This window comes from Streptomyces sp. NPDC020192, assembly GCF_044388685.1.
GTDB lineage: Bacteria > Actinomycetota > Actinomycetes > Streptomycetales > Streptomycetaceae > Streptomyces.
The window spans coordinates 276,723-289,770 of record NZ_JBIRXG010000001.1 but is presented as its reverse complement, the minus strand read 5'-3'; the positions used below and the strand labels follow the sequence as shown (position 1 = coordinate 289,770).

Below are 13,048 nucleotides of genomic sequence, written 5' to 3'. Positions count from 1 at the left end.
GCCCGGCTGCTCCCCGCGGACGATGCGGAGCGGAGGGTTGCGTTCCTAGGCTCGGTCACGAGTGTTCACACCGAGCCTTTGAAAGGCGGAACCGTGATCTTAGTGACCGGAGCGACCGGCAACGTCGGCCGTGCCCTTGTCGACCGTCTCCTCGCCGCGGGCGCGCCCGTGCGGGCGCTGACCCGTGACCCGGAGCGGGCCGCACTGCCCGAGGGGGCCGAGGTCGTGCGGTTCGACCCGGACGACCCGGCAGCGCTGTTCGACGGGGCGACGGCCCTCTACCTCTACGCGCAGGCCGGCACGCCCGCGCTGCTGGACGCCGCCCGCGCCCACGGGGTGAAGCACGTCGTCCTGCTCTCCAGCGCCATCATCCATGAGGGCGCCGACGAGACCCACCCCATCCACGTCATGCATGCCACCGTCGAGCGGCACATCCGCGACAGCGGGCTCGACTGGACCTTCCTGCGGCCGGGCGGCTTCGCCACCAACGCCCTGCAGTGGGCGTCGCAGATCCGCGCCGGCGACACCGTCCGCGGCGTCTACCCGGGAGCCCTGAGCGCGCCCATCCACGAGGACGACATGGCGGCCGTCGCCGAGCGTGTCCTGCTCGACGGCGGGCACCAGGGCGCCGTGTACCGGCTGACCGGGCCGCAGGCCACCACCAACGCCGAGCAGGTCGCCGCGATCGGCGCGGCCGTCGGCCGGGAACTGACGTACGTGGAGGTGGACGCGAGCGAGGCGGGCCCGGAGCTGTTCCCGCACGTTCCGCCGCAGATGCTCGAACGGCTGCTGCGTACCTACGAGTCCACCGTCGGCGTGGCACCGGAGATCAACGACACGGTCGAGAAGCTCACGGGCACCCCGGCCCGCCCCTTCACCCAGTGGGCCCGGGACCACGTCGAGGACTTCGGGGGACGGGCATAATCCCCACGCATTTTCCCCGCACGGCAGTACCCACTTTCGGGTTCTGATCGCCGATCTTTCGGGACACACGGGCCTCTTCCAGTACAAGCTGGCAACCGAAGGCCGACGGAGCAGCGGAGGCCGGCCCGAGAGCGGAGGACAGCCGATGACCGGTGACGCTCCTCCGCTCGTCCCGCCCCTCGCCTCGGGCCCCGGCGGCCTGCACGGCCCCGAGGCCCTGCGCCCCCTGCTCGGCACCGTCCTCGACGCGCTCGCGGCCGGGGGCCGGGCGCGGGGCGGGCCGGTGCCCGCCGGGGGACACGAGGCCGTCGCCGCGCGGATCGCCGACGTGCTCGGGGACGCGCTCCCGGACGACGGTGACCCCGACGCCCTGCGCGCCCTCGTGCACGCCCTCGCCGAGGGCTCGGCCGACCCCGCCGACCCGCTGTGCGCGGCCCATCTGCACTGCCCGCCACTCGCCGTGGCCACCGCCGCCGACCTCGCGGCGAGCGCCCTCAACCCGTCCCTGGACTCCTGGGACCAGGCCCCGGCCGCCTCCGCCCTGGAAGCCGCGGTCACCCGCGCCCTCGCCCACACCGCAGGGCTCGCCGACGCCCTGGTCACCACCGGCGGCACCGAGTCCAACCAGCTCGCCCTGCTGCTCGCCCGCGAGGCGCACGGTGGCGTCCGGCTGGTCTGCGGCGCCCAGGCCCACCACTCACTGCCGCGCGCCGCCTGGCTGCTCGGCCTGCCCGACCCGGTCGTCGTCCCCACCCCGAGCGGCGTCCTCGACCCGGCCGCCCTGCACGAGGCCCTCACCGCGCTCTCCGGCCCGCTGCTCGTCGCCGCCACCGCCGGCACCACCGACGCAGGGCTCATCGACCCGCTGCCCGAGATCGCCGGCCTGTGCGCCGCCCACGGCGCCCGGCTGCACATCGACGCCGCCTACGGCGCAGGCCTCCTCTTCAGCGACCGGCACCGCGACAAACTCGCCGGACTCGAAGCCGCCCACACCGTCACCCTGGACCTGCACAAACTCGGCTGGCAGCCGGTCGCCGCGGGCCTGCTCGCCGTCGCCCGCCCCGCCGAACTCGCGGCCCTCCACCAGCGCGCCGACTACCTGAACGCCGACGACGACACCGAGGCCGGCTTCCCCGACCTGCTCGGCCGCTCCCTGCGCACCACGCGCCGCCCCGACATCCTCAAGATCGCCGTCACCCTGAAGACCCTCGGCCGCACCGGACTCGGCGCCCTGGTCGACCACGTCTGCCTGCGCGCACGCGAGTTCGCCGCGCTGATCGACGAGCACCCCGGCTTCGAGCTGTACGACCGGCCCGTGATCAGCACGGTGCTGTTCCGGCCCGCGGGCGCCACCGACGACGACGTGGCCGCCGTACGCCGCCGGCTGCTGCACGAGGGCCGCGCCGTCCTCGGCCGGGCCCGGCCCGACGGCCGGCTCTGGCTCAAGGCCACCCTCCTCAACCCCCATACCCGGCCGGACGACCTGGCCCACCTGCTGAAACTCGTCGAAGCCCGTCCGGTGACCCCCGCAGAAGCCCCTCTGAAGGAACCCGCAGAAAAAGGCACCCCCGCATGACCAACCCCCCACCCCCCGAGCCCGCCGCCCCCCGCGACCTGGTCGGCATCGGCATCGGCCCCAGCAACCTCTCCCTGGCCGCCCTCGCCCACCCGCTCGCCGAACTCGACGCCGTCTTCTACGAACAGCGCCCCGGCTTCGACTGGCACCCCGGCCTGCTCATCGAGGGCGCCACCATCCAGGTGCCGTTCCTCGCCGACCTGGTGACCCTCGCCGACCCCACCAGCCCCTGGAGCTTCCTGAACCACCTCAGGTCCCGCGAGCGGCTCTTCCCCTTCTACTTCGCCGAGCGCTTCCACATCCAGCGCACCGAGTACGACGCCTACTGCCGCTGGGTCGCGCAGAACCTCCCCGGGCTGCGCTTCCGCCACCAGGTCGACTCGGTCCGCTGGAACCCCGAACAGGACGTGTTCGAGGTCGACTTCACCCAGCTCGACGCCGAGGGCGAGGCCGAGGCCCTGGGCCGTACCCACACCCGCAACATCGTCCTCGGCGTCGGCACCGCCCCCTATGTGCCCGACCCCCTCCAGCCCCTCGTGGACGCCCCCGGCGTGCCCGTCATCCACGCCGCCGACTACCTCGGCCACCGCGACAGCGTCCTCGCCGCCGGACACGTCACCGTCGTCGGCTCCGGACAGTCCGGCGCCGAGGTCTTCCTCGACCTGCTGCGCCACCGCCCCGCGGGCCGCGAGAAGCTGCACTGGATCGGCCGCAGCGAGGCGTTCGCGCCGATGGAGTACTCCAAGCTGGGCCTGGAGCACTTCACCCCCGACTACACGCGCTACTTCCACGCCCTCGCCGAGCCCGTCCGGGACCGGGTCGTCGCCGGCCAGTGGCAGCTGCACAAGGGCATCGACGCGGGCACCCTGGCCGCCATCCACGACGAGCTGTACCGGCGCACCCTGCGCGGCGGCTGGCCCGACGCCGTCCTCACCCCCGGCGTACGGGTCCGTACGGCCGGCCGGATCGCGAACACCAAGGTCGAACTCCATCTGGAGCACCTCCAGCAGGACAGCCGCTCCCGGCTCACCACCGACGCGGTCGTCCTCGCCACCGGCTACCGCGAACGCCCGCTCGGCCGCATCCTCGCCGGGCTCGACCCCTACATGCGCCGTGACAGCAGCGAACGCCCGCGCGTCGACGAGGAGTTCCGGCTCGTCCTCGACCCGTCCGTGACCGGCGCGGTCTACGTCCAGAACGCCGAGCTGCACACCCACGGCGTCGGCGCGCCCGACCTCGGCCTCGCCGCCTGGCGCAGCGCCACCATCCTCAACTCGCTCACCGGTAAGGACCCCTATCCGCTGGCAGCCCGAACCGCCTTCACCACGTTCGGACTTCAGGACCAGCACTCCCGGGTGCCGCAGACCCGGCAGGAGAAGCGGCTCACTCCGCTTGTCGAGGGAAGGTAGCAGGGAAGGCAATGAAGGGGTAAACGCGGAAGAAGGCCGCTGACGGCGGTGTTGCCGGTTGCCATGACCACGACTTGGATCGCCGCCCACCGCACCGCCGTCATCGACCCGTACGAAGGCTTCCGCCTCTTCGAGAGCAGAGGCTTCGCCGATCAGACCCTGCGCCAGTCCCTGCGGCTCGCCGGAGGCGGGGAGGCGGTGCGGATCACGCTCAGCAACCGCTACGGCAAGGAGCCGCTGGAGATCGGCGGCGCGCACCTCCGCGGAGACGGGCTGGACACCCCGCTCACCTTCGACGGTGCCAAGGCCGCCACGGTCCCGGCCGGCGGGGACCTCGTCTCCGACCCGGTCGAGCAGCCCGTCACCGCGGGCCAGGTCCTCACGGTCGGCCTCCATCTGCCCGGTGACACCGGCCTGACCACCTTCTCCGCGGTGCCCTACGACATCGGCCACGCCGCCCCCGGCGACCAGCTGACCGCGCCGGCCCTGCGGGATGCCGAGGAGGTGCCCACCGGCCACTTCGGGATCGGCGCCGACGTCCGCGCGCCCGAGGGCACCCGGATCGCGGTCGCCTTCGGGGACTCCTGGATCGAGGGCGCGGCCACCACACCCGGCCTCGACAACAGCTTCCCGGCCCAGCTCGGCCGCCGCCTGACCCGCGGCTGGATCGTCAACCAGGGCATCTCCGGCAACCGCCTGCTCACCGACGAGATCGGCGAACGCCTCCTCGCCCGCGTCGACCGGGACGTCCTCGCGGTGCCCGGGGTGAGCCACGTCCTGATCCACATCGGCCTCAACGACCTCGGCCTGCCCGGCCACATCGCCTTCCCCCAGGCCGGAACGCCGCCCACGGCCGCCGAGTTCATCGCCGGTCTGACCGCCCTGGCCGACCGGCTGCACGCCGCCGGGCTGACCGTCATCGGTTCCACCGTCGGCCCCTACCGCGGCACGGTCTACGACGGCTACGACAACGAGGCCGGCCAGGCGGTGCGGCGCGAGGTGAACGCCTGGCTGCTGGGCGGGGACCACCCCTTCGACGGCATCGTGGACGTGGCCGCCGCCGTCGCGGACCCGGCCGAACCCGACCGGATCCGCGAGGAGTTCAACAGCGGCGACGGACTGCACGTCAACGACGCCGGCGCGAAGGCGATCGCCGACGCCGTCGACCTGTCACTGCTCGACCTCTAGAACACCGGGGTCCCGTTCCGCACCAGCCTCCAGTCCGCCGAGGCGAAGTCCTTCGGGTCCAGCACCCCCTTCGCGGTGACCCACTCCGCGATCCGGGTGCGGATCTCGGTCGACTCCGACCACAGCTCCTTCGCGCCGGCGACGTACGGGAACGCACCGCCTCCGTTGGCACGGTAGTTGTTCACGGCGAGCACGAACTGCTGCGCGTCGTCCAGCGGGGCGCCCCTGAAGGACAGGTTCCTGATCCGGGACCCGGCCGGCCGGGCGATGTCGATGTCGTACGACAGCCCCGACACGTAGTCGTAGTTGTAGTCCGGACGGCCGCCCGCGTTGGTGAGCTTGTCGACGTCGACCGGGGCACCGGCGGCCGTCTGGTTGTAGTACTCCGCCGAGTACTCCAGGTAGGCGCGCACCTGGGCGCCCGTCAGCAGCTTGGCGACCAGCGAGTTGTCGTAGACGTACAGGCTCGACAGATCCCGGATGGTCACCGTGCCGGCCGGGATCTCGGAGGTCCGGGAGAACGGCGAGGCCTGCGCGATCACCGGCAGCGCGGCGTACTGCGTGCCCGCGAGGGCCGCCCTGACCACGTCCTCCTGCACCCTGGTGATCAGGTCGATGATCGGGGCGTCCCTGTAGCGGGCCTCGACCGTCGTCAGCGTCTGTGTCGCCCGGCCCACGACCTGGTTGACGTACGCGACGACCTTCTCGTGCTCCTCCTTCAACAGCCGTGTGATCTCCGGGTCGTCGGCGACCGTGTTGGCGTTGCGCAGCGACGCGGAGACCGACTCGACCGTCCAGCGGCCCTTGCCGAAGACGAGTTGGACGTCGAAGAGGGTGAGGCGCTCGGCGAAGCACAGCGGCTCGGAGAGGACCACCGTCCTGCCGTTCCGCTCGTTGACGACCTTCAGCTCCGGGATCTCCACGTGTGCGTGCCCGACCAGGATCGCGTCGATGCCCGGCACCTGCCGCGCCACGTTCGCGGCCGCGTTCTCCACGTACGGCACCTGGTCGCCGTACGACGACGTGCCCGACGTACCCGAGTGCGCGGACACCACGACCACGTCGGCGCCCATCGCCCTCAGCTTCGGCACCCACTTCGCGGCCTGCTCCTCCAGGCCCGGGAACGCCAGCTTGCCCTGCACATGGGCCTTGTCCCAGATCGCGATGCCCGGGTTGGTCAGGCCCAGCACGGCCACCCTGACCGGCTTGGCGCCCGGCACGTGGAACGTCTTCATCGTGTACGGCGGGAACGCGGGCCGCAGGGTCCTCGCGTCGACCGCGTTGGCGCCGAGCAGCGGGAAGTCGAGCTGCTCCTCGAACCGGCGCAGGGTCTCGATGCCGTAGTTGAACTCGTGGTTGCCGAGCGCCGCCGCGTCGTACCCGATGGCGTTCATCGCCTTGGCCATCGGATGCACCGGGCCGCCCTTCGCGGTGATCGGGTCGACCTTGGCGTAGTAGTAGGCCAGCGGGGTGCCCTGGATGGTGTCACCGGCGTCCAGCAGCAGGGTGTTGCGGCGGCCCTTCTCCTTGCGGACCTGCTCGACGAGGGTCGCGATGCGGGCCAGGCCCATCGCGTTGCCGGCCTTGTCGGAGTACTCCGCGTCCTTGAAGTAGTCCCAGTTGAAGACGTGGCCGTGCAGGTCGGTGGTGCCCATCACGGTCAGCGCGTACCGCTTGACGGGGCGGCCGGGCCGGTGGGGCTGGGCGGCCTCGGCCGCCGGAGCCGCCGCCGCGCCGGCGACCGCCACCCCCGCCCCGGTGGCGGCGGACTGCTTCAGGAACTTCCGGCGGTTCAAGGGCATCTCATGGTCTCCTTGTGGATCAGTCAACGACGCGCGTAGATTCTGACCTGGGCATGACCCGGGGCACCAGGCTTCGGAAGAGTGAAATTCGCTCATCGGAGCGAGTCGTCGCACAATTCAACACTTGTCAACGTCCCTTTACTCAAAGGTTGTTGAGTGGTCATGTGGGGCCGATTCTCTACCCACCGGTAAGGCCTAGGCTCGACGTATGCGCCGAGCGAAGATCGTCTGTACTCTGGGGCCCGCCACCGACTCGTACGACCAGATCAAGGCACTGGTCGAGGCCGGAATGGACGTCGCCCGCCTCAACCTCAGCCACGGCACGCACGCCGAGCACGAGGAGCGCTACCAACGCGTACGGAAGGCGGCCGACGAGACCGGCCGCAGCGTCGGAATTCTCGCCGACCTTCAAGGTCCGAAGATCCGGCTCGGGCACTTCGGCGAGGGCCCCGTACTCCTTGAACGCGGTGACGAGTTCACCATCACCGTCGAGGAGGGCGTCGCGGGCGACCGCCACCGCTGCGGCACCACCTACGCCGGCCTCGCCGCCGATGTCACCCCCGGCGAACGCGTCCTCGTGGACGACGGCAAGGTCTGCCTCGAGGTCACCGCCGTCGACGGCCCGCGCGTGCACACCCGGGTGGTCGAGGGCGGCATGGTCTCCGACCACAAGGGACTGAACCTCCCCGGCGTCGCCGTCTCCGTCCCCGCCCTCTCCGAGAAGGACGAGGACGACCTGCGCTGGGCGCTGCGCACCGGCTGCGACGTCATCGCCCTCTCCTTCGTCCGCAGCGGCGACGACGCCAAGGACGTGCACCGCATCATGGCCGAGGAGGGCCGCAGGCTGCCGGTGATCGCCAAGGTCGAGAAGCCACAGGCCGTGGAGAACCTCGACGGCATCGTGGCCGCCTTCGACGGGATCATGGTGGCGCGCGGCGACCTGGGCGTGGAGATGCCGCTGGAGCAGGTGCCGATCGTGCAGAAGCGCGCGGTCAAGCTCGCCCGGCGCAACGCCAAGCCGGTCATCGTCGCCACCCAGATGCTCGATTCGATGATCGACAACTCCCGCCCGACCCGCGCCGAGGCCTCCGACGTGGCCAACGCGGTCCTCGACGGCACGGACGCGGTGATGCTCTCCGGCGAGACCAGCGTCGGCAAGTACCCGATCGAGACCGTGCGCACCATGGCGAAGATCGTCGAGGCGGCCGAGGAGGACATGCTCGCCAAGGGCCTGCCGCCGCTGACGGAGAGCAACAAGCCCCGCACCCAGGGCGGCGCCGTCGCCCGCGCGGCGGCGGAGATGGGCGACTTCCTCGGCGCGAAGTTCCTCGTCGCGTTCACCCAGTCGGGAGACACCGCCCGCCGCCTGTCCCGCTACCGCTCCCCGATCCCCCTCCTGGCCTTCACCCCCGAGCCGGCCACCCGCTCCCAGCTCAGCCTCACCTGGGGTGCGGAGACCTTCCTCGGCCCGCACGTCGACTCCACTGACGCCATGGTCGACCAGGTGGACGACCTGCTCCTGAAGTACGGCCGCTGCCGGAAGGGTGACATCGTGGTGATCACGGCCGGCTCCCCGCCCGGCGTCTCCGGCTCGACCAACATGGTCCGGGTCCACCACATCGGGGAGGACGACAGTCCCAGGGGATGAGAAAAGGCCCCTCTTGCCGGAGGGGCCTTGCTGATTGCCGACCTTGGAATCCAAGGAAAAGTGCCCCGGGTCGGACTCGAACCGACACTGTACGGGTTTTGAATCCGTTGCCTGCTGCCAATTGGGCTACCGGGGCTCGCAGAATCCAAGGTTTCCCTCGACCCTCCGCGCGTCCACCATACCGTAGCTAGGTAGGCTCTTGTCAGCAGTACCCCTGCCCTGAACGAGGAGCCCCCGTGACCGCCGAGTCGCCCCAGCCCGTAGACGCGCCCGACGACGACAAGTCGCACGTGCCTCCGCTGACGACCCGTGTCGTCATCGCCGAGGACGAGGCCCTGATCCGGCTCGACCTGAAGGAGATGCTGGAGGAAGAGGGGTACACGGTCGTCGGCGAGGCCGGGGACGGCGAGCAGGCCGTCGAGCTCGCCCGGGAGCACCGGCCGGACCTGGTCATCATGGACGTGAAGATGCCCAAGCTGGACGGCATCTCCGCGGCCGAGAAGATCGCCGAGGAGTCCATCGCGCCGGTCCTGATGCTCACCGCCTTCTCCCAGCGCGACCTCGTGGAGCGCGCCCGGGACGCCGGCGCCATGGCGTACCTGGTGAAGCCGTTCAGCAAGAGCGACGTCGTCCCGGCCATCGAGATGGCCGTCTCCCGCTTCACCGAGCTGAAGCAGCTGGAGAAGGAGGTCGCCGACCTCACCCTGCGCCTGGAGACCCGCAAGCTGGTCGACCGCGCGAAGTCCATCCTCCAGACCGAGTACGGCCTGACCGAGCCGGCCGCGTTCCGCTGGATCCAGAAGACCTCCATGGACCGCCGTATGTCGATGCAGCAGGTCGCGGAGGCGGTCATCGCGGACAGCCAGGAGAAGAAGGCGAGCAAGAAGGGCTGAGTCCTCTTCTCGTACGACCTCTCATACGTCGAGGCCCGCACCCGGTTCTCCGGGTGCGGGCCTCGACGTCGTATACGAAGATCAGTCCTCGCCCAGGTACGCCTTCCGTACCGACTCGTCGTGCAGCAGGTCCTGTCCTGTGCCCGACAGGGCGATCGTGCCGACGTCCATCACATGCCCCTGGTCGGCCAGCGACAGCGCGGCCTGGGCGTTCTGTTCGACCAGCAGGATCGTGGTGCCCTGGGCCTTCAGCTGGGCGATCGTCGCCATGATCTTCTGCATCATGATCGGCGAGAGACCCATCGACGGCTCGTCCAGCATCAGCAGCTTCGGCTGGGACATCAGCGCCCTGCCCATCGCCAGCATCTGCTGCTCACCGCCGGAGAGGGTGCCCGCGGCCTGCTTGCGCCGCTCGCCCAGGATGGGGAAGAGGTCGTAGGCGCGCTGGATGTCCTTCTCGATGCCCGGCTTGTCGCTGCGCAGGAACGCACCGAGGCGCAGATTGTCCTCGATGGTCATGCGCGGGAAGATGTGCCGCCCCTCGGGGGAGTGGGCGAGGCCCAGCGAGACGATCTCGTGGGCCGGGACCTTCTTCAGCGACTTGCCGTTGAACCGGATCTGCCCGCCGACCGGCTTCAGCAGCCCGGACAGCGTGCGCAGCGTGGTGGTCTTGCCGGCGCCGTTGGTGCCGATGAGGGTGACCACCTGACCGGCCTCGACCGTGAAGGAGATGCCCTTGACGGCCTCGATCTTGCCGTAGGCGACCCTCAGGTCCTCGACTTCGAGCAGTGCGGTCATCGGTCGCTCTCCTTGCCGGACGCGGCGTCGGTCGTGTTCTCGGCGTCCGCCTCGGGCGCTGCGGCAGCCTCGGCCGCGTCGGCCTCGGCGTGTGCCTCGGCGGCCTCGACCTCGGCGACCTCCTCGTCGCCGGGCGCGTTCTCGAAGGGTTCGCCGAGGTAGGCCGCGATCACGCGCTCGTCGCCCTGGACGGTCGCGCTGTCGCCCTCGATCAGCTTCTCGCCCTGCACGAGGACGGCCACCCGGTCGCAGAGGTTGAAGATGAACCGCATGTCGTGCTCGATGACGAGTACGGCGATGCCCTTGTCCCGGATGGCGAAGACCAGTTCCTCGGTGGCCCGGGTCTCCTGCGGGTTCATGCCGGCCGTCGGCTCGTCGAGCAGCAGCAGACCGGGCTCGCTGGCCAGGGCGCGGGCGATCTCGAGCTTGCGCTGCTCGCCGTAGGGGAGGTTGCGGGCGAGGTGCTCGGCCTTGCGGTCCAGGCCCACGAACTGCAGCAGTTCCATGGCCCGGGCGCGGGAGGCCGCCTCGGCGCGGTGGAAGCCGGGGCCGCGCAGCAGCGCGGACCACAGGCCCTCCTTGGTGCGGGTGTGCCGGCCGACGAGGACGTTCTCCAGCACGGTCATGTTGGCGAACAGCCGGATGTTCTGGAAGGTACGGGCGATGCCGGCCGCGGTGACCTTGAAGGACTTCGGCGGCAGTACCTGGCCCTTGTAGCGGACCTCGCCCTCGGTGGGGACGTACAGGCCGGTCAGGCAGTTGAAGAAGGTCGTCTTGCCGGCGCCGTTGGGGCCGATCAGGCCGACGATCTCGCCGCTGTTCACGGTGAGGTCCACGCCCCGTACGGCGGTGAGGCCGCCGAAGCGCATGGTCACGCCGCGGGCGTCGAGGACGGTCTCGCCGGAGGCGGCGGCGCCGGGGGCGGTGTCCTGGGTGGTGGTGTCGGTGGTCATCGTGGTCAGGCCCCTGCCTTGCTGAGGACGGCGGGCGCGTCGCTCTCTTCGTGGAACTCGAGCTGGCGGCGCCGGTTGGGGATGAGGCCCTCCGGGCGGAAGCGCATCAGCAGGACGAGCGCGACGCCGAAGGCGAAGAGCTGGTAGTCGCCCAGGAACTGGAGCTTGGCCGGGATCAGATAGAGCAGGGCCGCGCCGACCAGCGGGCCGGCGATGGTGCCCATGCCGCCGAGGACCACCGCGGCCAGCAGGAACGCCGAGTTGGGCGGTACGACGTGCGCGAACTGGTACTGCTCCGGGGTCACCGTGTAGGTGACGTGGGCCTGCACGGAGCCGGCGAGACCGGCGAGGCTCGCGCCGAGCGCGAACGCGATGAGCTTGACCCGGAAGCCGTTGATGCCCATGGCGAGCGCGGCGGTCTCGTCCTCGCGGATGGCGATCCAGGCGCGGCCGATGCGGGAGTCGCTGCTGCGCCGGAAAACCACGACCACGATGAGCGTGATGAGCAGCATCAGCAGGAAGTAGTTCGCGAACCGGCCGATGGTGGCGCCGAGGAACTGGTGCTCCTGGCCGAAGTCGAAGCCGAGGATCTTCAGGTTCGGGATCGAGGAGATGCCGTTGGAGCCGTTGGTGACGTCCGGGCCGGAGGTGCCGTCCATGTTGAGGACGGTGATCCGGAAGATCTCACCGAAGCCGAGCGTCACGATGGCGAGGTAGTCGCCGCGCAGCCGCAGGGTCGGGGCGCCGATGATGACGCCGAAGACCATGGCGACGGCCGCGCCGAGCAGGGCCGAGGCCCAGAACGGCCAGTTGACGTGCAGCGGAGAGGACGGCGAGCCGGAGACCAGGGCCGAGGTGTAGGCGCCGACGCCGAGGAAGGCGACGTAACCGAGGTCGAGGAGGCCGGCGAGGCCGACGACGATGTTCAGGCCGAGGGCGACGGTCGCGAAGATCAGGATGTAGACGCCGATCGTCGCGTACTCGTCGTTGGACTGGGTGAGCGGGAAGGCCGCGGCGGCGACGAACGCGCCGGTCATGGTGATGGTGCGGTGCCGGGCGGTGATCGCCGAGACCCGGGCCACGAGCCCGGCCTTGGCGACGGTGGCGAAGCCGAAACCGGCGGTGATCATGAAGCCGATGAACAGCTCGTCGTACGAGGTGTCGATGCCGTAGGAGAAGACGATCAGGCCGACGGCCATGGCCGCGACGATGACCAGGATCTCCGCGTAGGCGGGCAGCTTGCGGGCCGGGCCGGACGGCTCGGCGGCGAAGGCGGCCTTGAACACGTTCCAGTTCTGCCGGCTGTTGTGCCGGAACAGCTCCCAGCCGGTGTCGTCCGGGTCGGCGAGGTCCGGCTCGGGCCGCTCGAACGGCAGGGCCAGCGCGCCGAGCAGGGCGACGAGGGTGGCGACGGCGACGACGACACCGCCGGGATCGAGGTTCACCAGGCCGCCGAGTTCGGCGCTGATGGCGATGACGGTGTACCAGGCGGTGCCGAAGGTGCCGAGCGCGGCCATCTTCAGGGCGGCGTCGGCGCTGCCGGGCGTCAGCCACCCGAGGCCCTTGATGCCGTACGAGGCGAGGCCGAACAGGGTGGTGAGGACGCCGCCGATCAGCACGAGGACCTGCAGGCCGCCCGGGTAGCCGTAGACGGTGAGGTCGCCGGGGAAGTCGGTGGTCCAGGTCCAGGACAGGAACGTGGAGACGATCGCGAGGGCGCCACCGCCGGTGGCGAGGGCCCGCCCGAGCGGCGCCGGCAGCGGGACCAGGCCGGACAGGGCGGCCGCGGGGGTGCTCGAGGTCTCCGGGGTCTCGGGGGACCTGGGGGACTCGGACGGTGTGGTCTGTGTGGTCATC

10 protein-coding genes and 1 tRNA gene are annotated in these 13,048 nt (G+C 70.9%); 6 read left to right on the top strand and 5 right to left on the bottom strand.

All coding sequences use genetic code 11. The features are described from left to right. Positions 1 to 93 precede the first annotated feature (93 nt). From ACH47Z_RS01375 to ACH47Z_RS01360, 4 genes are all read left to right on the top strand, one after another. Positions 94 to 924 carry an NAD(P)H-binding protein gene (locus ACH47Z_RS01375; protein WP_399069246.1) on the top strand — a complete coding sequence of 277 codons (831 nt, stop codon included), beginning with the start codon at positions 94 to 96 and terminating at the stop codon, positions 922 to 924. Positions 925 to 1,069: 145 nt separating this feature from the next. Further along, positions 1,070 to 2,500, top strand: coding sequence for a pyridoxal phosphate-dependent decarboxylase family protein (locus ACH47Z_RS01370; RefSeq protein WP_399069244.1), 1,431 nt, complete (start codon positions 1,070 to 1,072; stop codon positions 2,498 to 2,500). Then, positions 2,497 to 3,909, top strand: a complete 1,413-nt coding sequence (locus ACH47Z_RS01365) for a lysine N(6)-hydroxylase/L-ornithine N(5)-oxygenase family protein (protein WP_399069242.1) — start codon at positions 2,497 to 2,499, stop codon at positions 3,907 to 3,909. Before ACH47Z_RS01370 ends, ACH47Z_RS01365 begins: the two co-directional genes overlap by 4 nt. A 63-nt stretch (positions 3,910 to 3,972) precedes the next feature. Further along, entirely contained in the window at positions 3,973 to 5,097 is a 1,125-nt protein-coding gene (locus ACH47Z_RS01360; protein WP_399069240.1) for a GDSL-type esterase/lipase family protein, read from the top strand. On the opposite strand, the gene ACH47Z_RS01355 is transcribed toward ACH47Z_RS01360, so the two are convergent. Then, positions 5,094 to 6,899, bottom strand: coding sequence for a bifunctional metallophosphatase/5'-nucleotidase (locus ACH47Z_RS01355; protein WP_399069238.1), 1,806 nt, complete (start codon positions 6,897 to 6,899; stop codon positions 5,094 to 5,096). The genes ACH47Z_RS01360 and ACH47Z_RS01355 overlap by 4 nt on opposite strands. Positions 6,900 to 7,107: 208 nt before the next feature. Here ACH47Z_RS01355 and pyk point away from each other — a divergent pair, with 208 nt between their 5' ends. Continuing rightward, positions 7,108 to 8,547, top strand: coding sequence for a pyruvate kinase (pyk, locus tag ACH47Z_RS01350; protein ID WP_399069236.1), 1,440 nt, complete (start codon positions 7,108 to 7,110; stop codon positions 8,545 to 8,547). Positions 8,548 to 8,608: 61 nt separating this feature from the next. Here pyk and ACH47Z_RS01345 read toward each other — a convergent pair. After that, positions 8,609 to 8,683, bottom strand: a tRNA-Leu gene (locus ACH47Z_RS01345). Positions 8,684 to 8,783: 100 nt separating this feature from the next. Here ACH47Z_RS01345 and ACH47Z_RS01340 point away from each other — a divergent pair. Continuing rightward, positions 8,784 to 9,440 (top strand): ANTAR domain-containing response regulator, encoded by a 657-nt coding sequence (locus tag ACH47Z_RS01340; protein WP_399069234.1) that lies wholly within the window; start codon positions 8,784 to 8,786, stop codon positions 9,438 to 9,440. Positions 9,441 to 9,521: 81 nt separating this feature from the next. Here the strand turns inward: ACH47Z_RS01340 and ACH47Z_RS01335 are convergent, their stop codons facing one another. From ACH47Z_RS01335 to ACH47Z_RS01325, 3 genes are read right to left on the bottom strand one after another with little or no spacing between them, the layout of a single operon-like run. Beyond that, positions 9,522 to 10,238, bottom strand: coding sequence for an ABC transporter ATP-binding protein (locus ACH47Z_RS01335; RefSeq protein ID WP_399069233.1), 717 nt, complete (start codon positions 10,236 to 10,238; stop codon positions 9,522 to 9,524). Beyond that, positions 10,235 to 11,191, bottom strand: a complete 957-nt coding sequence (locus ACH47Z_RS01330; protein WP_399069232.1) for an ABC transporter ATP-binding protein — start codon at positions 11,189 to 11,191, stop codon at positions 10,235 to 10,237. The genes ACH47Z_RS01335 and ACH47Z_RS01330 overlap by 4 nt, the downstream gene beginning before the upstream one ends. 5 nt (positions 11,192 to 11,196) lie before the next feature. After that, a complete protein-coding gene (locus ACH47Z_RS01325; RefSeq protein WP_399069230.1) occupies positions 11,197 to 13,047 on the bottom strand; it encodes a branched-chain amino acid ABC transporter permease in 1,851 nt (616 codons plus the stop codon). Position 13,048 lies beyond the last annotated feature (1 nt).

Coding starts and splice junctions, on each gene's coding strand:
- ACH47Z_RS01370 (WP_399069244.1), top strand. CDS start 1,070: ATGACCGGTGACGCTCCTCCGCTCGTCCCGCCCCTCGCCTCGGGCCCC.
- ACH47Z_RS01365 (WP_399069242.1), top strand. CDS start 2,497: ATGACCAACCCCCCACCCCCCGAGCCCGCCGCCCCCCGCGACCTGGTC.
- ACH47Z_RS01360 (WP_399069240.1), top strand. CDS start 3,973: ATGACCACGACTTGGATCGCCGCCCACCGCACCGCCGTCATCGACCCG.
- ACH47Z_RS01355 (WP_399069238.1), bottom strand. CDS start 6,899: ATGCCCTTGAACCGCCGGAAGTTCCTGAAGCAGTCCGCCGCCACCGGG.
- pyk (WP_399069236.1), top strand. CDS start 7,108: ATGCGCCGAGCGAAGATCGTCTGTACTCTGGGGCCCGCCACCGACTCG.
- ACH47Z_RS01335 (WP_399069233.1), bottom strand. CDS start 10,238: ATGACCGCACTGCTCGAAGTCGAGGACCTGAGGGTCGCCTACGGCAAG.
- ACH47Z_RS01330 (WP_399069232.1), bottom strand. CDS start 11,191: ATGACCACCGACACCACCACCCAGGACACCGCCCCCGGCGCCGCCGCC.
- ACH47Z_RS01325 (WP_399069230.1), bottom strand. CDS start 13,047: ATGACCACACAGACCACACCGTCCGAGTCCCCCAGGTCCCCCGAGACC.